Genomic DNA, 23,222 nt, shown 5'->3' with positions numbered 1-23,222 from the left:
TTTGTTTGAGATATGAATGGATTACTATGTCTGATGATTCTTGTGGCGGGCATTCCCGGAGAAGACACCGGTGATTACAGGATCATTACAGCATCTGTCTTTGATCATGATTGGGTTGAATATGAAGATCCCTGGTACGGGCTCTTTGAAACGGATTCCGTTTTCGAACTGCGGATGGTTGAACTTGAGCTGATCCCGGGAACACCGCCATTGGAAGAATGGGAGAGACCCGCTGGATTAAGGGTTGAGATCCCCGATGAAACTGAAGAGCCTCTGATTATCGTATCGTCTTCGGAAATGGAATTTGTTGTGGGGGCTGTGCCTGCTGCATTTCACGGTTATCAGCTTTTGAATCCCGATACTTCAATTATACTGAATGCTCCAGGTATACAGGAAGCCCGGTTGTTTACCACTGAAGATGGTTTGTTCCTGCATAACAGTGAGATACGCCAGCATATCACGGATACCTGTCCGGGTGATGAATATTCCTCGATTTTCATCGCGATTGTGTGGGCCGGTGATCTCGACAGAGATGGAAAAATTGATCTTATAATCGATGACGTTAATGACAGTTACTACTACTATAACTACAAGCTTTTTCTCTCCTCCGAAGCTGAGGCTGGTTCCATTGTGAAGATGGTTGCATCATTCTGCGATGTTTACTACTGATTTTTCCCCGGTTGAGCGCGTATATCAATCGTCAAGAGAACCATCTGACTTGATTGCGGGATAATCTACAACCCAATCCGCACAAATTGACATCATCAGATTGAGTATCGCGAAAGAGCAATCGGTGATTTAGCATACAACCGCACACTCAAGTGGGAAGGGATTCTGGTACTCTGTGCGCGACTGCGTGCGGATATGTCTCCTCCGCAGTCAGTCAGCGGAGAAGTTTTCGACATCCGGTGAAAGACAGTTGTAATCGCGATTGTCGTTCCAGCCGGAATTTCATCAGTCATTTTCATCAGCAAAAAAAGACGGTATATAATCCGAGTTAGTTAATAAGAATCAAAGGAGCGCATATTATGAGTACCGTTTCAATCCTTTCATCGGATAGCATCGGAAAAGGTTTTATTCCCGTCGAGTACCTTCCCGAGGGTGAAGATGAATACTACCTTCGAAATAGTCAGAATTCATCGCGGAAAGATCGATGGCGGCATCTTCTGTCTCATGAAATCGAAAAACTGGTGCTGAATGGAAATACCTGTGATAACTGGAATGAGATACTTGTAACAGATCAATTCAATACCGCTCAGATAAAGAATTCTGAGTTTTTCGGACTTGTGCGAATTGGGAATATACGAAATGTAGTTCTTGAACATCATGAACTGCGGGTACCGACAGGTATTACGAACAGTGTGATAATTGCCTGTGATTTAGGGGATGATGTTGCGATTCATGATGTCCGATATCTGTCGCATTTCATTATCGGTGATCGCTGCATTCTGTACAGCATCGATGAGATGCATACAACAAACCATGCTAAATTCGGTAACGGAATTGTCAAGGAAGGTGAAACGGAGAACGTTCGCATATGGCTTAACCTGATGAATGAATCCGGAAGCCGGAATGTAATACCATTCAACGGCATTATCACCGCCGATGCCTATCTCTGGGCGAAGTACCGTGACGATACTGTATTACTTGAAAGACTGAAGGATTTAACGCAGAACAGCTTCGACTCTCGCCGCGGTTTCTACGGAATGACAGGTAACCAATGCGTTATCAGGAACTCTCGAGCTATCAAGGATGTTCAAATAGGTTCTCACTGCTACATAAAAGGTATTAACAAACTTAAGAATCTAACCATCAACTCTTCGGAATCGGAAAAAACGATGATCGGAGAAGGTGTTGAACTGGTGAACGGCATTATAGGCTTCGGATGCCATATTTTCTATGGTTGCAAGGCTGTCCGTTTCATTCTTGGCGACAACTCAAACCTTAAGTACGGCGCCAGGCTTATCCACTCGTTCCTGGGGGACAATTCGACCGTTTCATGCTGCGAAGTGCTTAACAATCTTATTTTCCCGGCACACGAACAACACCACAACAATTCCTTTCTGATAGCCTCCGTCGTAATGGGTCAGAGCAATATGGCCGCGGGAGCTACAATAGGTTCCAATCACAACAGCAGAGCAAACGATAATGAAGTTCAAGCGGGCCGCGGATTCTGGCCGGGCTTATGCACGAGTGTTAAACAATCCTGTCGCTTTGCTTCTTATGTGCTATTGTCCAAAGCTGATTACCCGGCCGAGCTTGATATTCCCCTGCCATTCTCACTGCTTGGTAATAATTCCGCGAGTGACCGGCTTGAAATTATGCCTGCATTCTGGTGGCTGTACAATATGTACGCCCTCGCAAGGAATTCCTGGAAGTTTCAAATTCGTGATGGACGCAAGAGAAAAATTCAGAACATCGAATTTGACTATTTGGCGCCCGATACCGCTGAGGAGATATTCAATGCCCGCCGTCTGCTGGAAATATGGACCGCAAAGGCAAGCCTGCGGCTTAACGGCAAACCTACCGATGGTAAGAATGATGACGAACTTGCCGCATCCGGACGAGAGCTTCTTGCCGGGCCTTCCGAAACGGTAAACGCTCTCGAAATCCTTGGTGAAAACATGGAGAAATCAAACAGAAAGGTTGTGATTCTCAAAGCGTACAACGCTTATCACGCATATGGTGATATGCTTCACCATTACGCGATAAAGAATCTTCTCGCATATCTGAGCGTAAATCGGGAGGCTGGTTATGCAGTTATCCTCGAAGGGCTGTCCGGAGAACGGGTTCGCAAATGGGTTAACCTTGGCGGACAGATCATACCCGAGGAAGATGTCGATCAGATAAGATCGGATATCGGGTCAGGCAAACTCCGCGGCTGGGATGATATCCATGGCAGGTATGACACTCTCGGGGAAGCTTATCCACTTGAAAAGCAGAAGCACTCTTTTGCCACCCTCTGCAAATTACTCGGAACCGATAAACCCTCGAAGGAACAATGGACATCGGCTCTGGCCAGGGCTGTGGAAATACAGGAATTCATCAGAGACCAGGTTTACATTTCAAGAAAAAAGGATTTCGACAATTCGTTCCGTCAAACTACCTACAGGAATGAAGCTGAAATGAATGCCGCCATCGGAACAATTGAAGACAACGAATTTGTTCATCAGGTCAGAGAAGAAACAGAAAAATTCAGAAAACTGGCAGCTGATGCCGGAAGCAGGAGTTGAGACAGAAAGTGAATCTACATGAGGAAAAATATTCTGATTACGCGCTTGTGCGTGAAATGCTGGAAACTGTCGATGTGGTGCGAGGGTTTAACTCAGCCCGGACACGAGCTGTCGCGGAAGATATTCAATCCGTCGGGAAGCTTTTTCTGACAGGAGAAGGTTCGAGCCGAATCTTCCCGGCGAAGAGCGCCATCCGCAAAGCCCTGACAATGGGACTGGGTGTAAGTATCACTACTGAAGGCTCCCGCCAGGCATCACAATATGATCTTTCCGACTTTGCTGTTTTCTGCGCGTCAAACTCCGGAAGAACCAAAGAAGTGGTGCTGATCGCGGAGAAACTTATGGAGGCGGGCAATAATTGCTGTTACGCGCTGTCTGCCGGCACAGGAACCCTTCTGGAAGATGTCTGCGAAGAAACGTTTGTCCTTACGTGCGGTTCGGAAAAAGCTGTGGCGGCAACGAAGAGCGTTGTTGAACAGGCTCTGTTCTATGAATCCATTCTGCACCATATAAACGGCAGAAATTCGCCTGCTTTACCGGAATTGGCAGCAAGCATTCAAGAAGTGCTGACGATGGTTATCGACCCCCACATTATTGAAACGGCGGCAAAGGCAGGAACTATCTATTTCGCGGGTTATAACGATGGAGTTGCCGAAGAACTGGCTCTTAAGACCAATGAAATCACCCGGAAAAAGTCTAATTATCTGGAAGGTACGTACGCTGTTCATGGCATCGAAGAAGTCATGGAAAAGAACGATATTGTTTTTGTTGTAGATCCTTTCGATGAGGAAATTGAGAAATTTCAGGATGTTCTGATCAAAGGTGTCGGGCTTGAAGTCGTGGCAATCGCAGATAGAGATACACCTTTTACAACAATACGAGTTCCCGATTCCGGTGAGATGAATCCCTATGTTTACTTATGCGCAGGCTGGAGTTTACTTGTTGAAATTGGTCTGTATCTGGGTATTAATCTCGATAAGCCAATCCGTGCCCGCAAGATAGGTAATGAACTCATAGAGTAATCGGATATGAGTTAATTCCAGTATCCAGTCCCATAATAACTACTTCCTTTCCTTATAAATTTTGTTTATTATTTTACTAATAAATATTTTCTGTGTATTTTGCGACTGAATGATTCATTTTTCAATTAAGGAGTGTCTCCATGTTGACTTTCGCAAATATGGTAATGTGTATTATTGCTCTCGGTGGTGTTTCGGAAGATGGCGCGATTATTAATGACTTCGTTCAACTTGATGTAAACAGCGGTATTACCGTTGACCAGTTACTTCCTCTATTCAATTCTGCTCGGGCTGATAGTATTTCCTACGTTGAGCCGGGAATCGTTCCGGAAGGCGATTACCTGTTCAACATTACCTTTACCAACGACGGTTCCAAGGTTCTTGTATGTAATTACCTGAGTCATAATGTAACCGTTATTGACTGGGCCAGCATGTCTGTTGATACGACTTTGGCCGTTGAGGGCATGCCAATTGCAATTGCCTGTTCCGATGAATACATGGTTGTTTCCGAACTTTCCGTGAACAAGGTAGACGTTTTCAGCCTTTCCGATTATTCTCTTACCGCTTCTTTCCCTGTCGAGGATCAGCCCTGGGTTCTTCGAATAAGCGATGACGGCAATTATGCATATGTAGCGTGTTATGTCGATAATGTCTGCGAAGTTATCGATCTTGTTTCTCTGACGCATACCGTTACTATCAGCAATTTCCCGTTATGGCTCACCAGTTTTGGTTACGCAAGTGAAAATAACCGCTTATTCATCAGGTTTTCAGGATTTGAACCTGTTTGCGGCGGTGACTATTTAGCGGCTGGTGACGGCATAAAGGATGTGCTGTTCTTCAACACTTCGACCGGTAACGTTGATTACGCCGTTCCCGTTTCGGAGTGTGAGAATGTCGCGCTGTCCGGAGATAGAGCTTACCTTGTAGCCCTCAGCGATGAATTCCCCGTTTCACTCAGCAGAATTGACCTTTCTACTTTTACCGTTGATCGTACTGTTTCTGTTTCCGGCTACTTTCCCGGAGTAACAAGGGAAATCGCCGTTAATCAGGATGGATCCAAGGCGTTCATATCAACAAATAACAATTCAGGTACGCTTGTAAGGTTCCTAACGAATGATTTCGTGACGTTTGCCGATACTTACTCGCCATTGTGGATTGGGGTTTCTCCCGATCATTCTCTCGCTGTTTGTGGAAACGACAGATATTCAGTTATCGATTTTGCCACGGAGACCATGGTTGCCCAGTACCAGGGAGACACCCAGTCCTTCGGTTGCGTATCCCCTGCCGCGAACAACACCGCAAGCTATGATCCTACAACTCATGAAGGTATTTTCTTTTACACTTTTGATGGATCTTCAGCGAATTACCTCGGTGATGTAATGTCAGGTTCTTCCGTTGAAAGTGATGGAACACGAAGGGCAGCAATAACAACCGATGGCTCAATTGCTGTTGTTTCCAACACCATGTCGGACAATGTGAGCATTATCGATCTTTCTACTTTTGAGGTCGATGCTGTACTTGAGATAGGGGACAGGGTTCAGGATGTCGCGATAACTTCGGATTCGAAATGGGCGGTTATATGTGGCTTCAACTCCAATTCAGTGAAGATCATAGATCTTGAGACCAATACCATTGTGGCTGATGTATTAACCGGCTCAGGATCTTCAGTCGTTTCAATAACTCCCGATGATGGTTACGCATACGTTGGGAACATTTCAGATAATACGGTTTCCGTTGTTCAGCTTGATGGAGCTTCCAGTATCGAGATCGCTGAAATCCCCTGCGGTGTTATAGGTCTAGTATGGTCAGCACGCGGCGTTACAAGCGATGTAAGAGTAAGTCCTGATGGAGCATACTGCCTTGTGGCCGCGTCCTTTGATGATAAAGTAAAGGTTATTGATACCGCCACCAACACAATCGTAGCCGATCTTACGGTTGGGGTTTTTCCCCTTCAGATAGCTTTCAACAATGACGGTTCCAGAGCTCTTGTATCCAACTACAACGGGGGTACCTACTCGCTTTTAGATATTAACGGCGCTTCCTCCTCGGTTGTGGGAACATGGATCGTTGGTAACAATCCCATGAGGGTTGCGTACGACAGTATCTCCGATCAGTTCGCAATAGGGCTTTTCTCCAATAGGGCTGTTAAAACCGTTGATCCTTCTACGGGTTCCATTACCGGTACGCACAGTTACGCAAGTTCCGGCAATGTAATCGATGTTGATTACGCTGTAGATGGATCAAGGCTTGTTCTTACAGAAGCCAGAAGAACAGGCAGTTTCGTTCCCTGCAGAATACACCGTGACAGTGAAATGGAGAATCTCGGCGCTGACGCGGCATGCTTCGAATACTGCAGTGAAATAGATGTAGCTCTAGCTACTTCTCCCGGGGCTGATTACGCGATCTATATAAGTTTTACTCCTGAAGGAATCGAGGAAAGTGAAATCGTAACGGTAGATATGCCAGGACTGACCGTTTCACCAAATCCTGGTAATGGTTGTTTCGCTTTCAACGTTTTTCTGCCGTCCGCATGTGATATGTTGCTTGGCGTATACGACCTGAGCGGAAGGCTTGTATCAAGGGTTGAGCAGAATTCATTCGTCAGCGGAAGTTACGTAATTGACTGGAATGATAGTGTTCCCGCTGGTGTTTACGCTGTGAGGCTGGATGCCGGGGAGAAAACCGTTACGAGGCTCATGACTGTATGTGAATAAGACCATAGTATTTAAACTCTATTTACTATTTTCATTAATCGGGAAGAAGTACCGGGCTTGTGACGGAGAGCAAATTTAATTTCGATTGTTGTTACGGTTACTTCCCTAAGTTTATATCTGTATATTGGCAGTTGTTCTGAAAGCGATGACCGGATTTCCAATTTCTCAGTTTGATGGAGGTTAGATACATTGAAGCAAGTAACAGCAGATTTTTCTTTACATCGCTCGTTCTTACCTGTACGGGTGGGCACTCTTTACAAAATGCCCGTACTGGTACTCCTCGCGCTGTTACTGTTTACATGTTCCGTTATTGCTGATACAACGGGAATCGTGGGTGGTACGGTTTCGGACGAAGACGGAGATCCGCTTGTTGGAACCACTGTAATGATTGAGGGAACTCAGCTGGGCACAATGGCGGATTCAAATGGAGAATACATCATCGCGGGGATTCCTCCGGGCACTTACACGGTAAAAGCAAGTATGGTGGGCAGATCTACTTCCAGGATACAGGGTATTCATGTGATTGCAGATCAGCTCAGCCGTGTTGATTTCATACTGTCTGAAGACCCTACCGGCTCAACCGTTATCACTGTTGAGGAGACAAGAAGCAATATCCTTCAGGATATTCCGTCAACCCTGCACCTGATGGATTTCACCGAGATCAGAACAAAGACTTCCATGAGTATTGTTGACATTATCGCCTTCCAGCCGGGTGTGGTAGCCAGCCATGGCGAGATGCATGTACGTGGAGGCCGCAGCGGAGAGGTGGATTACCTTCTTGACGGTATTTCAATTCGTTCTCCAATAGATAACAGTTTCAGCCTTGAACTGCCCCTGGGAGCCCTTTCAAACGCCACTCTGATGACCGGAGGGCTTGGTGCCGAATACGGAAACTCCATGTCGGGAATTGTTAACCTCATTGGAAAGGAGGGTAGCGATTCCTACAACGGTTCAATGATCTTCCGTTACGGAGACATTACAACAACTTCCTTTGAATCCGGAGAACAGCTTTTCATGGAAGAAACGGATGTTGAGAACTGCAGAGGAAACCTTACAGGTTTTGAAGGGAGTGTATCCGGCCCTGAACCCGTAACGGAACTGCTTCTTCCTGCCATTGGAATTCGAATTCCCGGACAGATGAGGTTCAGCGCGTCCGGGCAGATATCCGTGAGTGACAGAGATTCTCTTGATACCCGTAACAGATGGGAGAATAACTGGCAGTCAGACATGTCGGGTATTACGAAGTTAACCTACAGGCCGATGAATAGAACCAGTTTCGCTCTTACCGTTCTTGGTTCCTACAGCGAGAGGGGATGGAATGAGTGGGCCTGGTCAAGGTACCATCTGCCAGCCTACATAAATAGTACGGCATACCTGGGGAGAAGTCAGGATTACGCCCTTCCAATACGCTTCAGCGAAACAGCAGGAGTCACATTCAACGCCACACAGCTGCTTGGAAGCGAAACATGCCTGAAATTCACGATGGGCATTATGAAGTTCCAGGACTGGCACCGTATACGGTCACAGGAGGGTGGTTACATAGGCGAAAACACATGCCCCACCTACTGGCTTTCCCAGTACGCGCCGGAAGTAAGAATTGCGGATTCCTCCGGATTCTATCACACAGGGATTCATCCTAATGTATGGTACGATTCCAAAGCAACGGTGAGCAGCTTAATGGTGGGTTTTGACTCGAATCCCAATACCAGAACAAGAATAAAGGCGGGGATTTCGGCAGACTATTACGACCTTTATCAGTACAATGTTTCTGCTCAGTCCTTTCGAAATGTATTCACCTCCCAGTGGAACGCTTACCCTCATTCGGGCTCCTGCTACCTTCAGGGCAGCTACAGGTTCTCAGGAGGAGTGATAACCACAGCCGGAGTAAGGGCGGATGTGTTCGATGCAAATACTTCTATAATCGATTTCGAATCCGGCACTGAAGTACGGGTTAAAAAGAAATGGCATATCAGCCCCAGGGTGGGCTTTTCAGTTCCCTTCAGCGAAAATTCAGTCTTCTTTTCAACGTACGGACACCATTTCCAGCTGCCTTCAATGAACTGTCTCTTCCTACAAACATCCTACAACCTTGCTGAAAACAAGATAGTAGCCGGCAACCCTGATCTTGACCCGGAGATGACACAGGTATTTGAAGTAGGAATCAGGCATTTCATTGATAACTTCACAGAATTTTCTCTGGCAGCGTATTACAAAGACATTACTGGCCTGGTAAACACCAAAGACCACAGTGAGGGAACTTACTACATCTTTTCCAACGACGACAGCCATGGAATGGTACGGGGCATTGAAGCTACTTTGAACAGACGATCGGGGAGTAATATTTCCGGACAGCTTTCGTATGCTCTATCCGTAGCCAAAGGCAAGTATTCATCCATGCTGGAGAGGTACAATTACTCTCAAATGGGAGTTATCTTTATTTCCAATGAAGATAACTACCTTGACTGGGATCAGACGCATACGATATCAGCTTCCGTTGAGGTCAGGGCATTTGAATCGGAAGGTCCGGAAGTGGCGGGAATTCATCCCCTGGAAAACACGAGGCTTGGCTTATCATGGCAATACGGCAGCGGGATACCCTATACCCTCCCGCCTGTTGAGGAGGAACTGGTGGAGACAAATACACAGAGGTATCCCTATTCCATGCAGACTGACGCAACCCTTTCCAGAACGATACCTATAGGCCCGATTGAACTGGATCTGGTTCTGGGAGTATTCAATCTGTTCAACAGAAAAAATGTGATTCACATTTACGATACTAATCTTTTCCGCACATCAGGTGATCCGGGCGGCTCCGCGGGGAACCCGCGGGCCTGGTCTCCAGCAAGGCATTTCATGCTTTCGGCTGGTATATCATGGTAACGAAATATATCGGGTTCTTCGCAGCGACAGCACTTCTGACTGTAAGCGGCTGTACCGATCTTACGGAGTTCGACCATACACTTCGAGCGGGAGTCAACATCGTATCCACGCCTGATCTTTCCCTTGTTCATACAATTGAGAACATCTCAGAAGCCAGGTCACTGTGCCCGCTTCCCGGTTGCTTCATTGTAGCTACAACAGAAGGAACTGTGATCCGTTTCGATTCCCAAACGTACGAACAGACAGGATCCTTCATAGTTGGCAGTCCTTCCTCTTCAGGTTACTTCGAAATGGAGTACAGTCCTACCGAGAGCAGCGTTTACGTTATCGGCGCATTCGGACAGATATCAGAATTGCATGTGCCCGATATGGAAGTACTGGATAATTTCAGCCTCTGCGAGTCTCCCGTTGATATTGAAATCGGCACAGATATTGAAGTAGCCTACTTCTATGTGGCCGGTGCAACTTCCAAAAGAATCTTCGAAGTCAGACTCAGCTCCAACATCGCTTCCAGATCCTGTTACCTTGAATTCAGCCCCACATGCATGGCCATCGATCAGACTCAGGATACCCTTCTTATCGGAACCGTGGGGGAAACCGAAATAGTTTCCCTAGGAACCGGGCCGATGCGGAACAGAATAATGGATGATTTCCCTGGGATATTGGCCATTGAAGCAATACCGGACGATACTGTCTTCTGCGCGGTGTTCGACTGCTCAAAAGGACTAATTGCAACGATATTTAACTATTTTCCGCCGTATGCTGGGAGTTGCTGGAGCGGAGCAGTACAGATAGATGGCGATATCCACTACATGTGTGCCGATCCTGACGGCTACCATGTTTATATACTCAGCTATCTTGGTGATAACGTAAGCAGACTGATTTCCTACAACTGCTGGAACTACCTGATTGAACATAGTACAGATCTACAGGGTTATCCTATTGACCTGGAAATCTGCTCCGGAGGGACGCTGCTGGTTCTAACTGCTGAATAGAGAAAAGGAAAAAAAAAGGGGTCAAATCTTTACTCTTGACATTATCTTGGTACACAATGAAAGACATCAAGCGTGTTATAAAAACTATCTTTTGGTAGGATGCAATAATGATGAAATCATAATGTCAAGAGTAAAGATTTGACCCCTATGTAGTTTAGTCTACTATCATTTCAATGGCGGCATCAAGAACAGGGTCAATTCCAGCCGCAAAATCAGCCTCGGAAACCGGAATGTAAATGTCGGGAGCTATTCCGGAGTTAAGTATAAGAGTGTTGTCAAGGGAATAGGTAACCATCTCAGGTATTTTAATGGTCCAGTCGGCAGTAAGATTGAATGAAACTGCAGGGTTGGCAAAACCAGCTGTGGTGTCACCTATAACGGTAACATGCTGCTGAGTTTTGAGAAGCAGAACCAGCTGCTCAGCCGCGCCCTGGGTATCTCTGCCTGTGAGGAGAACTATGGGGTCTGTGAACTGCCACGCGCCGTTTCTGTTCGTGAATACTTCCTGCATCTCTCCCATGTCGTTTCTTCCCGGACCTGTCCTGATAGATTTGTAATAAGAAAGAACAGCATTTTCAGAGAACCTTCCGATAGCGTAAAGAGCATTTACCTCAAAACCGCTTTCATTGCACATGCGCAGATCCAGGATTATACTGCTGCATTCTGCAATCGCATAAGTTACAGAATAGAATGATAGCACATCGAATCCAGAGCCCAGATTGCTTATGTACACATATCCGACTGTATCGGCAGGAAGCGCGGTACTGATTACCATTGCGTCGTAGTAGAATAAGTATTCGATAGAATCCGGTAGTATCCAGTCCTGTATATAACTCATCAAGACGTTTAAATCCCAGTTCAGGAAATCGCCCTGGTTCCAGCTTTCCAGTACGGTTTGTGCATCCCTGAGAATCAAGTTCTGATCTTCGAATTCACTCATGAGTTCAATGCAGATATCCAGAAGCTGAGATCTGTTATGAGCGTCTTCTGCCGCGGATTTGAATTTATGGTACGACTCGTCCCAGTCCACGTTATCCTTCGCAAAAAAGCAGGCGTAGTGAGAGTCAATAAGGTCCCAGACAAGAACATATTCGGAGAGAAGTGAATCCGGCTCGCCAACACTATAGGGAGCCATAAGACATCCGGAAATTCCGGAAATCAGAATGGCAATACCTATGGATACAACAAGTAACATGTATTTCAATACTCGCATAATCGTTCTCCGATTTCCATTTACTTAGTACCATTATTCAGAGGGATAGCATACTAACAATACAGAGGAAAAGGTAGAATAACATAACCGGCGAATTCCACGTCAAGAATTGTCAGCCTTCCGTTCATGTATCGGATCTGGCGCTTCACAAATTCCGGTTGCATAGTTTTACAAATAACTGATATGAAGGGCGGTGCTCATGGAAAATTACGGGACTGATACTTACGGTGAGCGGATTGCGGACATTTATGATAACTGGTACGGCCCCCCTGAGGATTCCTCTATTACGTTGCTGAGCGACCTGGCGTATCACGGCCGCGCATTGGAACTGGGAATCGGGACCGGTCGCATTGCTCTTCCATTGAAGAAAAAGGGAATCGACATTCACGGTATCGACGCGTCTCCATCCATGGTTAAGAAGCTCCGCGGAAAACCTGACGGAAAGTCCATACCTGTATCCTTCGGGGATTTTTCAGAGGTTGCCGTTGAAGGCAAGTACGATTTGATATTTGTAGTCTTCAACACTTTTTTCTCCCTGATAACGCAGGAAGCACAGTTGGAATGCCTTCAGAACGTTGCGAAACACCTGACAAGCGGCGGTGCTTTCCTGATCGAAGCTTTCATTCCGGACCTGGGGAGATTCGATCGAGGCCAGAGTGTCCGCGCGACGCATGTTGGTGAGAACAGTGTCAAAATCGATGTGTCAAATCATAACCCGCTTAAGCAACTGGTAACCAGCCAGCATGTGATCCTTACAGACAACGGGGTACGACTCTGTCCTGTAACGATCCGATACACCTGGCCGTCGGAGCTGGATATGATGGCAAGAGTCGCGGGTATGAAACTGGCAGACAGATGGGGAGATTGGGAACGCGGGGTTTTTTCATCGACCAGTGGAAAGCACATATCGATCTATAAGCTTATATAGAAGTTCTGTATCCCTTTCGATTGATAATGCAATAATCCCTTCAATTTTTCGTCCTTGATATCAGGCGAAGGGAATTAATCTATGAACCGTCAGAGAAAGTCGACACTGGCTGTGTTTTTCAACAACAACTACAACCACCTTGTCAAGTATGTCAGATGTATGATCGATGACTCCTCCCACAGAAGCAGCGAGGATATAGTTCAGGATGTCATGCTGGGCATTCTGGACAGGCCGGATATTGTGGCGCCCATAACCAACCTGTCCGCCTATATTTACAGAGCGTTGCGAAACAGGATCATCGACCACTACAGAAGTCCGAAGAAGGATACCGTATCCCTTGACATGGAAAACGAAGACGGCCTGAGCCTTTTCGATGTCCTGCCTGACGAAAAATTCAATCCTGAGGGTTTTTACCACAGACGCGCTCAACACCGGCTTATCTTCGATCTGATTCGGGAACTCCCTTCAGACCAGATGGAAGTAATCGTTGAAACAGAATTCAACGAAAGAACATTCAAGGAGCTTTCGAAACAATGGGACGTACCGGTGGGAACTCTTCTGGCAAGGAAGCACCGGGGCATTAAGACTGTTCGAAGAAATCTAAAGAAAGAGCAGGAGGTAGAGAATGAGTGACTGCAGGTACAAGTTCAGATTCATGAACCATGAGGTGACTGGAAATGGCCCTGTAAAGGTCTTTAAGATCGTTGGAATGGTTCTGTTGGGCATTATAGGGATAACAGCCCTGGCGCTGATATTCGGGATATTCGTCAAATGGCTTTGGAATGCCCTCATGCCGGTGATCTTCGGTCTTCCCGATATAGGATTCTGGCAGGCGGTGGGTCTTGTTGTACTGGGCCATATCCTATTCGGCGGGGACCATGGCCATCACTACGAACGAAGCGGCAGCAAACGCAGAAATAAATTGCCCAGCGCGCCCGATAAAAGCCCCTTCCAGCTTGAGATGGAACAGGACTACGCTGAGTTCTGGCGTGAAGAGGGCCATGAAGCCTTCAAAACCTGGATGCACAGGGAAAACGGCACAGTAACCGACGACAGCTGAGCTTCCCGCTTGAATGGCAGGGCAGTGATCATATCACTGTCCTGCTTCTCATCAAAGCAGGCAAATTTCGTTAATCACGTTGACGATAAACCCGACTGTACAGATATATGAATGTTAAATATCTTTATGTTTGCGCCGGGAGGTGATGTCCTGAAAAAAGCAAGCCTTGGAAAAAGCAGGATAGAGGCCATCTCCGACGGGATATACGCCATTGCCATGACCCTTGCGGTACTCAGTATTGATGTCGATGCCGTATTGCCTTCGCACGAATCACTCATTGAGGCCCTTCCCGGAATGATAGGAGAGCTGCGTCATTACATCATATCTTTCCTGACTCTGGCGAGTTTCTGGATAGGCCAGCATTACCTTATGGACAGAATTAAGGTGACTGACGCAAGTCTCAACTGGATAATCATGCTCCATCTTCTTTTCATCACTCTCATCCCCATTACAACCGATGTTATAGGAGATTTCGATAGTGTTCTTGCAGTGCAGATATTCGTGGTTAACCTGTTTCTTATAAGCGTGTCAATAGATCTTGAGTACATTTATGTAAGAAGGCATCCTGATCTGGGGCTCGATAAAGAGATCAGGAAACACAAATATCTGGGCATGGTAATTTTCCCGGGTTTCTCCGTTCTGGTGTTTTTCCTGGCATGGCCATTTCAGGAATGGGCCACTCTTCTGTACGTGCTTATCCCCTTCGTGAGGAAAAGTATCAACTGACCTGTTAACAGTTTACGCTATATGTACTATTTAAAGCTTGACAAAATGCCACCTCTCTAGTATTAACTTAATAATATTACTAAGAAAGGACATGTTGTCATGAAAATATACGTTACAGCGGGAATTGTTGCGATTGCGGTGGCCGGTTGCGGCGCATCCGATAACAGCACAACAACTGCGTCGATGATTCAGATAGACACAAATCCTACAGTTACGCTGGTTCCTGTTGATTCCATCGGTATGGAGATGGGGGATTCCAACTACGTAATGGGAGGCGTTGAGGGTGCCGCTTTTGGTCCGGACGGCAGTATCGCCGTGCTTGACTGCGGCAGATCAGCTGTCCGTCTATATTCTCCGGAAGGCGTTTATTTACGGAGTATCGGACGGAGGGGAAACGGTCCGGGTGAACTTCAGAATGTCACTTTCATGGCCATTTCCGATAGCGGCCACATTCACCTTTCGGGCACAGGCAGTGATATGCCTGGGGCTCATTCCTACGATTACTACACCGGGGAATGGCTGGGGTCCTGCGGGACTTTCATCCCGCCCAGCTGCCTTGAGGGAGCCCGGGGTAACAGCTACCTTAGAAAAGATATAAGCTTCGAGGTTGATGGAGATGACATAGTACTTCCGATAACCATTTCAATGTACGAAGCAGGCACTGATGAGCCTCTTGTTACATACTTCGAAGAAATAGTGCCCTTTGATATGACAGATGACGTTGGAATGCTTGAGCTTGACTGGTACGGTTACGATATCGCGGTGGGTTCTGAGGGAATGGTCTTAATCGCTCCGCGTTCAACCGAGGAAGCTTTAATAGTCGCCTGCGATTCAGCGGGAAACGAAATCCGGACCCTGGAACTCCCCTATCAGCCCGCACGAAGAACTGAAGAAGAAATGGAGATGGAAAGGAATATTCTAAGGGCAAAAGCCATCGCTTCAAATGAAAGTCCGGTTGGCCTTGAGCCGGATCCTTTCAAGCCCATGATAAGAGGGCTTGAAACGGATGGAGAAGGGAACCTCTGGGTATTGCAGGGTGGGCCATCCATTCCGACTTTTACAGTTCTGAGCCCGTCAGGTGAGTTCCTTTTCACAGCAAGGGTTGCCGGTGAACCTCAGGATGGAAGCACATGGCGATTCCATATCGATGAGAACGGTTTTCTCGCGTATGCTGAAGATCCCTTCAGCGGATTTCAGAAAATCTACATACTGCAGATGCAGGGAGGATAAATAAAGCTTCTGTGGAGAAACCGTTTCAATTTTGCTAAACGAAACGGAAGATGAAGGGGATTCATGTTAGCCTTGCACTGTGAAAATGTTTTTAAGAATTCAGATCTCGGGAGCTTCTTTTCTGAAAGAGGGCTATGAGTTTTCTACGAGTTCCCGGTTTTTCAAGCAGGGTAAATCCACATTCCACGGCGGCATCAACCGTTGACTGAAAATCCTTCTGTGAAACATGGCTTCCCGGCTCCACAACAAGAAGCTTACCTCCTTCTCTTGTCAGCTCGTAAAGCTCTGTAAAGAATGAAACGGCATCGGGTACTTCATGAACTACAGCCGAAGCGAGAATAAAATCCGCCGCATTGACCAGATCATCAACATTCAGACAATCATTCCCGCAGACTCTTACCTCAATCCTTTTGTGAATATTTTTTTTCTTCGCCCGTTTGAATAGTTTCTGGACCATCTTTTCCTGAAGGTCGATACATATTACCTTGCCTTCGGGCCCAACCATTTTCGCCAGGGGAAGGCTGAAAAAACCCATGGCACAGCCAACATCAATTACTGTCATTCCCCGATTGACATAGTGGGACAGTATCTTTTCCGGATTATCAATCAGTTTCCGCAGTGGGCTTGCCAGGAGGTATCCTACCCATACTGGACATACATGATCTGCCAAAATCTACCTTCCTTTGAGTATTATTGCCGGGTCAGAGAAGCATTATATCCTGAGGATCATCCGGATTGACTTTTACCATGATAGTCTTTCCCGCCTGGAACCGGGCAAGGTCAGTAAGGGGAATAACTTGCTTGTGTATGACTTCGCAGGGGGGGTGAACCGGAGAATTCACATGTAACCTGAAACGTATTTTCGGCTGATTGTTTATATAGGTTCCAGTTTCTCCCAGTTCAATAATTTCTGCCTGAGCATCGAGCCAGGTTTTCTCGATACGTTCCCGTCTTCTGTTTGACAGTCGTGCCCATACAATAACTACAAGATTGGTCAGCAGGAACATTCCCGCCATTCCCCAAAAGAATGTATTCAGCGGATAGCCATCGTCTGTTCTTGATTTTGGAGATACCAGAAAGCCGGCGATGATGAAACCGACTATTATCACGGCAAAAATGCCGAATACACCCCAGTTAATTTTAGTTCTTGTTCCCATGAAGGGATTATATCTACATCCCGGGCGGTGGGCAAGAATCGGGAGAAAATTCCGGAACGAACAGCTCCACGTCGAACTCCATGCCGTCGATCCATACGCTGTCCCCTTCAGTACCCCCAAGTACAATTTCCTTTACTGTCAGTATTCCCCTTTCTCGATGAACTCCGTCATGTACAGCTATTGCAGCCTCCTGAGCTTCGGGACTTTCAGGCCAGAGCATACCGGAGAGGGATTCAAACGCAATATCGAAGCCGGGCTTACTGGTTACAAAATAGAACCTGCGCTCTTCTCCGGGAGCGTTTACCGAACCATCATTGAAGCCAGTACCCTCTTCGTTGAGGAAATGCCATACGTATATCTGAAGCGCATTGACTCCCCTGTAAGGAGGGGTTACCACCGAGCAGAAATTGTCGCTTGGAAAGGCGGGGTCGAATATCCTCACAGCCCAACCTTCGGGTCCGTAATCGATGAATTCAATGGTGAATAAGAGACCTCCGGGTAGTTCACACTGAAAATCTTCGTAACGGTTGATTGCGCAACTGAATGAATACGGTGAATGATTCCCGCCTGATTCCTCGCCGTGAAGAGAGCCCATAATGGTTACAAGCATTAGAATGATAAGTATGAATGAGCATCTGGTCATGGAATTTCACCCTTCAAGCTGATTATCCCTGTGAATGAAATCATCCCCTACAATTTCATCATGAATGTAAACTATGGGACTTCTTGCCGGTAGACAAGTCTTTTACATATTATTAGAACGTTGTTCTGCCGGTTTTCAACGGTTCAGGGTAGTAGTATTGATATATTGTGATAGATATAGATTTGATCAGCATTGTGCTAATTGAGTAAACAGTAAGTTTTAGTCAAGGCATTGCATCCTTCATACGAACATTCGCACAGGATAGGAAACATGAAAAAAGCACTGATTACAGGAATCACCGGCCAGGACGGCTCGTATCTTACAGAGCTTCTTATCGAAAAAGGATACGAAGTCCATGGTATTGTCAGACGATCAAGCAGTTTCAACCGTGAACGGATAGAACATCTTATCCAGGAGCCTGATATTTACCGCAGTTCTCTTTTCCTCCATTACGGAGACATGACCGATTCAAGCGCCCTCAACAGAATTCTTGAAAAGGTGGGGCCGGACGAGATATACAACCTTGCAGCCCAGAGTCATGTAAGGATTTCATTCGATATGCCGGAGTATACGGCCGATGTTGATGCTCTTGGAGTCGCGCGGCTGCTGGATGCCATCGGGGAAGTTGGGCTTCTGGGGGAATGCAAATTCTACCAGGCTTCCACAAGTGAAATGTTCGGTTCTTCGCCCCCTCCCCAAAATGAGGAGACCCCCTTCCATCCAAGAAGCCCATACGCCGCAGCAAAGCTCTATTCGCACTGGATGGTGGTTAACTATAGAAAAGGGTACGGGCTTCACGCGTCAAGCGGAATTCTGTTCAACCATGAATCACCAAGACGGGGAAGAAACTTCGTTACCAGAAAAATCGCTATCGCGGCCGCAAGGATAAAGATGGGCCTTCAGAATAACCTCGCTCTGGGAAACCTTGACGCGAAACGTGACTGGGGCCATGCGAAAGATTACGCATCGGCGATGCACCTTATGCTGCAGCGGCCTGAGGGTGATGATTTCGTTATAGCAACCGGTGAAACCCATTCCATTCGGGATTTTCTTGACAGGGCATTCGGCAGGCTGGATCTTGACTGGAAAAAATACGTTACTGTAGACAAAAGATACTTCAGACCAACAGAAGTAGACGTTCTTATGGGAGATGCTTCCAAGGCCGAGAATCTTCTCGGCTGGAAACCGGAGATTTCATTTGACGTATTAGTTAACGAAATGGTCGATTACGAATTGGCTCAGCTGAACTCTCAATTAAAGTAAGAAGGGAAACCCGGGCTAAAGGTTTACTCCTGTTCAACAACTTCTATGCCGGGCATTTCCGAGACATCGTAACGAACTTCGGAGTGGTTCTTTAAAAGAAGCTCCTCTTTCAGTATTTCTGAAGTTTCCAGGTCGGTTTCTTTGCGCCATAGTTCGTTCTCTCTGTATACGATTCCATTGATCCGGACAAAGCGATGTTCTCTCTCTTCCACAGTGAATTTGCAGGGAAGAGCCTGTTCGCATCTGATCTCCCCCCGCAGATATTCCTCATCCACCCACGTTCTAAGCTGAAACCGCCAGGAAGTATTGTTCTTAAACATGAAATCCAGGTAGTTGTAGAAAACCGTGGCTCCAGTACCGAATGGAACGGTTCTCTTGTAGTCGGGGAACGGATCGAATTTATGTCTGTGACGCTCCACAACTTCCATCGGGGATTGAAGCACCAGCCAGTGGAGCAGGTTTGAAAACTGGCAGAGGCCGCCGCCCACCATGGAAACCAGCTCACCAAAGGAAAGCTGCAGCCCCGGCAGGAACTCCCTTCTTTTCAGAGGTTTTCCTACCAATCTCCAGAAAGAAAAAACCTCTCCGGGATTGATTATCACCCCATCGATGCGTGAGGATGCGGTTCTCAGGCTTGTAATTTTGTTTTTCTGCAGAGTCTGGTCGGTTCCCTGTAGCTTTCTCATCAGAATAGACCTGTGGGTGACAACCGTTTCCGGAAGAGTTTCATCCGATTTCCTCAGGGCGTACTTTTCTCGACCGAAACACCATTTCATTCTTCGAACCTGTCGGTGCATAAACACCGATGCCCTGTAGAGAAAAGGGTTAAGAGATGAAAGAGATTTTCTTCGGCTCACGGTATTGCCTGTTTCGTCCGGCTAAAACAATCCGGTGACATTTCCATCATCATCAACATCCATCTTTGTGGCCGCAGGAACCTTGGGAAGCCCGGGCATCCGCATTATGCTCCCTGTTATTGGCACCAGGAAACCTGCTCCAGCGGATATTTCTATTTCCCTTACCGTTACAACAAAATCTTTGGGTCTTCCAAGAAGTTTCGGATTGTCCGAAAGGGATTTCTGCGTTTTTGCTATGCAGACCGGGAGTTTTTCAAAACCGAGTCTTTTTATCGTACGAAGATCTTTCCTTGCCAGGCTGGTGTAGTCTATATACTCGGCTCCGTAGATCTCTTTAGCGATTGTCTCAATCTTTTCCTCCACACTCCGGTTCCAGTCGTACAGTGGTTTGAAAGTGCTGCTGCAGTCCCGTGCGTTTTCAACTACAAGGGAAGCAAGTTCCTCCATCCCTTTCCCCCCGTTTACAAATCCGTCTCCAACGGCAGCGGGGATTCCAAGTTCTGCGCAACGATTAAGAACCAGATCGAGTTCCTCCTCCGTATCGTGAGAGAATCTGTTTACACAGATAACCGCCGGTAGTCCGAATTTACCGATATTCTCAATATGCTTCTCCATGTTAGGCAGGCCTGCTGCAAGAGCTTGCTCATCCGGAGTTTCAAGGTCTTTTTTCTTAACACCACCATGCATTTTAAGAGCTCGGCAGGTAACCACAAGAACCACAAGGCTCGGGCATAGATTTCCGTAAGGGCACTTTATATCAAAGAACTTCTCGGCGCCGAGGTCGAAGCCGAATCCGGCTTCCGTTATTGCCCAGTCCGAGAAAGCTATAGCCATCTTCGTTGCCAGAAGTGAATTGCAGCCATGAGCGATATTGGCAAAAGGCCCGCAATGCACGAAGGCAGGATTTCCTTCAAGGGTCTGAACCAGATTCGGCTTAATAGCGTCCTTAAGCAGCATGGCCATAGCCCCGGTGACACCCATTTCCTTTGCTGAAACTTCTCCGCGGTCATAGGTAAGGCCAATGAAAATACGGTCCAGCCGCCTTTTCAGGTCATCCATGTCTGTAGCCAGGGAGAGTATGGCCATTATCTCGCTTGCAGCGGATATGTCAAATCCTGATTCTCTGGGAACTCCCTGGGTTCTGCCGCCGAGACCTATGATAATATCTCTGAGTGATCTGTCATTCATATCCAATACACGCCTGAAACTGATGGTTCTGGGATCCAGGCGGGAGGGGTTTCCCCTGTGAAGGTGATTGTCCAGTGCCGCCGCAAGCAGGTTGTTCGCGGCGGTAATGGCATGTATATCCCCTGTGAAATGAAGATTTATATCCTCCATTGGTATTACCTGTGAATATCCCCCGCCAGCCGCGCCTCCCTTAAGCCCGAATATCGGGCCCAGAGAAGGTTCCCTAACTGCGCAGCTTACAGACTTCCCAAGCCTTGCGAGTCCCTGTGTAAGGCCTATTGTGGTTGTGGTCTTTCCGGCACCGGCAGATGTAGGGGTGATTGCTGAAACAAGAACAAGTCTACCGTAGCCTTTTCTTCTCTTCTCAAGAGCATCAAGATGTACTTTAGCCTTGTCATCTCCATAAAGGTCGATATCCTCTGGCAGTAAGCCAAGTTCTTCTGCGATCTCGGTTATGGGATGAGGAACAGCTTTATTCGCTATTTCAATATCGGTTGGAAATATGCTCAATTTCTCCTCCATCATTAGAATCCGTTTGTGCTGATCTTCTCGGGGGGTTCAATTTCCGTCCGTTCAACTTTCGGCGCAACAACTTCTTCAAGCGTACCGCCCGGAGGCAGGCCGAAACCTTTCAGTGGATAAATTCTGTAAATTTTTGCATCGTTTTTAATTCCTGAGACCACGCAGAAGGATTCCCCCAGGAGATCTGCCTTCCCCGTGGCTTCCCGCAAAGCTGTATTCAAGTCGGTGAACATAACTGATACTCTTCCTTCCGTAAGACGCAGTATTGCACTCAGGAGCGAATTTCGCAAGCTGCTGCAAGCTGTCGATGATGAAATATTAAAGATCGAGAGGTAAAGTTCAGATAGTTTAGACCCAACGTGAGGGGGGAAGGCGCTGGCAGCGCCTTCCCCCGGTCCGGTAGGGAGGTGTGTGGAGGTTCAGATAACTTAGGAGGATGTTATCTCATTTATCTGTTTCCCATTCCTGGACCACGACCCATTCCTCCTGCGTGCTCCTCCGCAATTTCGGCCAGCTTTTCAAGCTGTTCGGCAGTAAGTACATCGTGCACATCAACTATGGCTACGAAGATTACATCCTGCATGGCTTCCTTTACTTCGTCCCTCTGGTCAGCCACCTCTTCAAGGTCACTGACTGTAAGGATCGAGGAAGTGAAGATTTCAATAAAGGTTTCATGATCTTCAGGCCTTCCGGCTGCTTCCATGATGTTCATGGTTTCTTGCCTGGCAGTTTCTGTGATTGACCGGATTTCATCGACCTGATCTTCCGTAAGATCAAGATACCTGAACATCATTCTGAACCGGGCAAGGTTCTCCATTCCGAATCCGCCCTGTCCTCCAGGTCCCGGAGCCATTTCAGCAGCACCCATTCGAGGGCCTCCTTCTGCCCGACCCCATCCTCCGGGACCCTGAGCCATGGCGGTTCCGGCCAGCAGAGTCAGCGCAAGAGCTGCAATTCCAACTATTTTAGTTTTGTGTGACATTCTTTTTACCTTTTTCTTTCTGTTACGAACTCAGCGCAAGGATTCCCCATGCGCCGGAATCGTAATCTTCTTCCTCTTCATCGAGCATTGTATCGGCATCTATTATATCCGCCGCTATGAACCAGTGCTGCGATGATGCCTCTACGTACCATTCGTAACTGTAGATTCCATCGTCCGCTGTCCTGTCTCCCCATAGGCCATCATCGTTCATCCAGTGGCGGGGCCATATGGGACAGGGCCCGTGAGCGTAAACGTAGTACGCAGGTGTGTACTGAGGATTTGTGTGAAGAACCTCAACTTCAAGCCTGATGAGTGTTCCGGGAACAAGTACAGGCAGGCCATCCTCTATACTGTAGAACGTGTCCTGGGAATCGCATTCCCATGTCAGCTCATCACCCTCGTAGATTTTCATTGACTGGATGAATACTTCCTGAGTTATTCCCGAATTAAGTGAGTATTCCGCAGGGGTGATATGGGTGAGAACCCAACCTCCGAAGGATGCATCTTCGTTTCCCGTCCTTTCAACGATGACCCTTCTTGTCCGTATATCATTTATACTTTTGATTCCGGGGTTCAGTATACCTTCATGTGTTGTGTCGATATTGAAATCAG

General features: G+C 47.0%; 21 protein-coding genes. 12 read left to right on the top strand and 9 right to left on the bottom strand.

All coding sequences use genetic code 11. From position 1 onward, the window contains the following. The first annotated feature begins 12 nt into the window (after nucleotides 1–12). From K8S15_03135 to K8S15_03110, 6 genes are all read left to right on the top strand, one after another. The gene (locus K8S15_03135; protein MCD4775028.1) at nucleotides 13–669 is read left to right on the top strand and encodes a hypothetical protein; all 657 of its coding nucleotides are present in this window, start codon (nucleotides 13–15) and stop codon (nucleotides 667–669) included. Between the two features lie 359 nt (nucleotides 670–1,028). Further along, on the top strand, nucleotides 1,029–3,233 hold the full coding sequence (locus K8S15_03130; protein MCD4775027.1) for a DUF4954 family protein: 2,205 nt from the start codon (nucleotides 1,029–1,031) through the stop codon (nucleotides 3,231–3,233). 56 nt (nucleotides 3,234–3,289) lie between these two features. After that, nucleotides 3,290–4,255 (top strand): sugar isomerase, encoded by a 966-nt coding sequence (locus tag K8S15_03125; GenBank protein MCD4775026.1) that lies wholly within the window; start codon nucleotides 3,290–3,292, stop codon nucleotides 4,253–4,255. A 140-nt stretch (nucleotides 4,256–4,395) separates the two neighbouring features. Beyond that, nucleotides 4,396–6,966 (top strand): T9SS type A sorting domain-containing protein, encoded by a 2,571-nt coding sequence (locus tag K8S15_03120; GenBank protein MCD4775025.1) that lies wholly within the window; start codon nucleotides 4,396–4,398, stop codon nucleotides 6,964–6,966. A gap of 189 nt (nucleotides 6,967–7,155) precedes the next feature. Next, nucleotides 7,156–9,846 (top strand): TonB-dependent receptor, encoded by a 2,691-nt coding sequence (locus K8S15_03115; protein ID MCD4775024.1) that lies wholly within the window; start codon nucleotides 7,156–7,158, stop codon nucleotides 9,844–9,846. Next, on the top strand, nucleotides 9,840–10,841 hold the full coding sequence (locus K8S15_03110; protein MCD4775023.1) for a hypothetical protein: 1,002 nt from the start codon (nucleotides 9,840–9,842) through the stop codon (nucleotides 10,839–10,841). Before K8S15_03115 ends, K8S15_03110 begins: the two co-directional genes overlap by 7 nt. Nucleotides 10,842–10,995: 154 nt before the next feature. Here the strand turns inward: K8S15_03110 and K8S15_03105 are convergent, their stop codons facing one another. Next, nucleotides 10,996–12,054 carry a hypothetical protein gene (locus K8S15_03105; GenBank protein MCD4775022.1) on the bottom strand — a complete coding sequence of 353 codons (1,059 nt, stop codon included), beginning with the start codon at nucleotides 12,052–12,054 and terminating at the stop codon, nucleotides 10,996–10,998. A 199-nt stretch (nucleotides 12,055–12,253) separates the two neighbouring features. On the opposite strand from K8S15_03105, the gene K8S15_03100 reads away from it, so the two are divergent. The 5 genes from K8S15_03100 to K8S15_03080 all read left to right on the top strand — a co-directional run bounded on the left by K8S15_03100 (nucleotide 12,254) and on the right by K8S15_03080 (nucleotide 15,998). Then, nucleotides 12,254–12,982 carry a class I SAM-dependent methyltransferase gene (locus K8S15_03100; protein MCD4775021.1) on the top strand — a complete coding sequence of 243 codons (729 nt, stop codon included), beginning with the start codon at nucleotides 12,254–12,256 and terminating at the stop codon, nucleotides 12,980–12,982. Nucleotides 12,983–13,063: 81 nt separating this feature from the next. Next, on the top strand, nucleotides 13,064–13,615 hold the full coding sequence (locus K8S15_03095; protein ID MCD4775020.1) for a sigma-70 family RNA polymerase sigma factor: 552 nt from the start codon (nucleotides 13,064–13,066) through the stop codon (nucleotides 13,613–13,615). Next, nucleotides 13,608–14,042, top strand: a complete 435-nt coding sequence (locus K8S15_03090; protein MCD4775019.1) for a hypothetical protein — start codon at nucleotides 13,608–13,610, stop codon at nucleotides 14,040–14,042. The genes K8S15_03095 and K8S15_03090 overlap by 8 nt, the downstream gene beginning before the upstream one ends. A gap of 111 nt (nucleotides 14,043–14,153) precedes the next feature. Beyond that, the gene (locus tag K8S15_03085; GenBank protein ID MCD4775018.1) at nucleotides 14,154–14,768 is read left to right on the top strand and encodes a TMEM175 family protein; all 615 of its coding nucleotides are present in this window, start codon (nucleotides 14,154–14,156) and stop codon (nucleotides 14,766–14,768) included. 99 nt (nucleotides 14,769–14,867) lie between these two features. Continuing rightward, a complete protein-coding gene (locus K8S15_03080) occupies nucleotides 14,868–15,998 on the top strand; it encodes a hypothetical protein (protein ID MCD4775017.1) in 1,131 nt (376 codons plus the stop codon). A gap of 91 nt (nucleotides 15,999–16,089) precedes the next feature. On the opposite strand, the gene K8S15_03075 is transcribed toward K8S15_03080, so the two are convergent. Genes K8S15_03075 through K8S15_03065 form a run of 3 tightly spaced genes read right to left on the bottom strand, consistent with a single transcriptional unit; the run spans nucleotide 16,090 to nucleotide 17,798 of the window. Beyond that, nucleotides 16,090–16,668 (bottom strand): class I SAM-dependent methyltransferase, encoded by a 579-nt coding sequence (locus tag K8S15_03075; GenBank protein MCD4775016.1) that lies wholly within the window; start codon nucleotides 16,666–16,668, stop codon nucleotides 16,090–16,092. 31 nt (nucleotides 16,669–16,699) lie between these two features. Further along, nucleotides 16,700–17,155, bottom strand: coding sequence for a hypothetical protein (locus tag K8S15_03070; protein ID MCD4775015.1), 456 nt, complete (start codon nucleotides 17,153–17,155; stop codon nucleotides 16,700–16,702). A gap of 13 nt (nucleotides 17,156–17,168) precedes the next feature. Further along, nucleotides 17,169–17,798 carry a hypothetical protein gene (locus K8S15_03065; protein MCD4775014.1) on the bottom strand — a complete coding sequence of 210 codons (630 nt, stop codon included), beginning with the start codon at nucleotides 17,796–17,798 and terminating at the stop codon, nucleotides 17,169–17,171. A 270-nt stretch (nucleotides 17,799–18,068) separates the two neighbouring features. On the opposite strand from K8S15_03065, the gene gmd reads away from it, so the two are divergent. Continuing rightward, entirely contained in the window at nucleotides 18,069–19,061 is a 993-nt protein-coding gene (gmd, locus tag K8S15_03060; protein MCD4775013.1) for a GDP-mannose 4,6-dehydratase, read from the top strand. A gap of 23 nt (nucleotides 19,062–19,084) precedes the next feature. On the opposite strand, the gene K8S15_03055 is transcribed toward gmd, so the two are convergent. From K8S15_03055 to K8S15_03035, 5 genes are all read right to left on the bottom strand, one after another. Next, a complete protein-coding gene (locus K8S15_03055) occupies nucleotides 19,085–19,918 on the bottom strand; it encodes a VanW family protein (GenBank protein MCD4775012.1) in 834 nt (277 codons plus the stop codon). A gap of 21 nt (nucleotides 19,919–19,939) precedes the next feature. Continuing rightward, the gene (locus K8S15_03050) at nucleotides 19,940–21,628 is read right to left on the bottom strand and encodes a formate--tetrahydrofolate ligase (GenBank protein ID MCD4775011.1); all 1,689 of its coding nucleotides are present in this window, start codon (nucleotides 21,626–21,628) and stop codon (nucleotides 19,940–19,942) included. Between the two features lie 2 nt (nucleotides 21,629–21,630). Further along, nucleotides 21,631–21,861: a hypothetical protein gene (locus K8S15_03045; protein MCD4775010.1), complete on the bottom strand. Its 231-nt coding sequence runs from the start codon at nucleotides 21,859–21,861 to the stop codon at nucleotides 21,631–21,633. Between the two features lie 215 nt (nucleotides 21,862–22,076). Further along, nucleotides 22,077–22,610, bottom strand: coding sequence for a Spy/CpxP family protein refolding chaperone (locus K8S15_03040; protein MCD4775009.1), 534 nt, complete (start codon nucleotides 22,608–22,610; stop codon nucleotides 22,077–22,079). A 22-nt stretch (nucleotides 22,611–22,632) separates the two neighbouring features. Further along, a partial coding sequence (locus K8S15_03035) for a hypothetical protein (GenBank protein MCD4775008.1) occupies nucleotides 22,633–23,222 on the bottom strand: 590 nt, incomplete at its 5' end.

The organism is Candidatus Aegiribacteria sp., assembly GCA_021108005.1.
Classification (GTDB): domain Bacteria; phylum Fermentibacterota; class Fermentibacteria; order Fermentibacterales; family JCC-6; genus Aegiribacteria.
The sequence above is the reverse complement of the archived record's forward strand: the minus strand, read 5'-3'. Positions and strand labels throughout refer to the sequence as shown.

Coding starts and splice junctions, on each gene's coding strand:
- K8S15_03135 (MCD4775028.1), top strand. CDS start 13: ATGAATGGATTACTATGTCTGATGATTCTTGTGGCGGGCATTCCCGGA.
- K8S15_03130 (MCD4775027.1), top strand. CDS start 1,029: ATGAGTACCGTTTCAATCCTTTCATCGGATAGCATCGGAAAAGGTTTT.
- K8S15_03125 (MCD4775026.1), top strand. CDS start 3,290: ATGCTGGAAACTGTCGATGTGGTGCGAGGGTTTAACTCAGCCCGGACA.
- K8S15_03120 (MCD4775025.1), top strand. CDS start 4,396: ATGTTGACTTTCGCAAATATGGTAATGTGTATTATTGCTCTCGGTGGT.
- K8S15_03110 (MCD4775023.1), top strand. CDS start 9,840: ATGGTAACGAAATATATCGGGTTCTTCGCAGCGACAGCACTTCTGACT.
- K8S15_03105 (MCD4775022.1), bottom strand. CDS start 12,054: ATGCGAGTATTGAAATACATGTTACTTGTTGTATCCATAGGTATTGCC.
- K8S15_03100 (MCD4775021.1), top strand. CDS start 12,254: ATGGAAAATTACGGGACTGATACTTACGGTGAGCGGATTGCGGACATT.
- K8S15_03095 (MCD4775020.1), top strand. CDS start 13,064: ATGAACCGTCAGAGAAAGTCGACACTGGCTGTGTTTTTCAACAACAAC.
- K8S15_03090 (MCD4775019.1), top strand. CDS start 13,608: ATGAGTGACTGCAGGTACAAGTTCAGATTCATGAACCATGAGGTGACT.
- K8S15_03085 (MCD4775018.1), top strand. CDS start 14,154: ATGTTAAATATCTTTATGTTTGCGCCGGGAGGTGATGTCCTGAAAAAA.
- K8S15_03080 (MCD4775017.1), top strand. CDS start 14,868: ATGAAAATATACGTTACAGCGGGAATTGTTGCGATTGCGGTGGCCGGT.
- K8S15_03070 (MCD4775015.1), bottom strand. CDS start 17,155: ATGGGAACAAGAACTAAAATTAACTGGGGTGTATTCGGCATTTTTGCC.
- K8S15_03065 (MCD4775014.1), bottom strand. CDS start 17,798: ATGACCAGATGCTCATTCATACTTATCATTCTAATGCTTGTAACCATT.
- gmd (MCD4775013.1), top strand. CDS start 18,069: ATGAAAAAAGCACTGATTACAGGAATCACCGGCCAGGACGGCTCGTAT.
- K8S15_03050 (MCD4775011.1), bottom strand. CDS start 21,628: ATGGAGGAGAAATTGAGCATATTTCCAACCGATATTGAAATAGCGAAT.
- K8S15_03045 (MCD4775010.1), bottom strand. CDS start 21,861: ATGTTCACCGACTTGAATACAGCTTTGCGGGAAGCCACGGGGAAGGCA.
- K8S15_03040 (MCD4775009.1), bottom strand. CDS start 22,610: ATGTCACACAAAACTAAAATAGTTGGAATTGCAGCTCTTGCGCTGACT.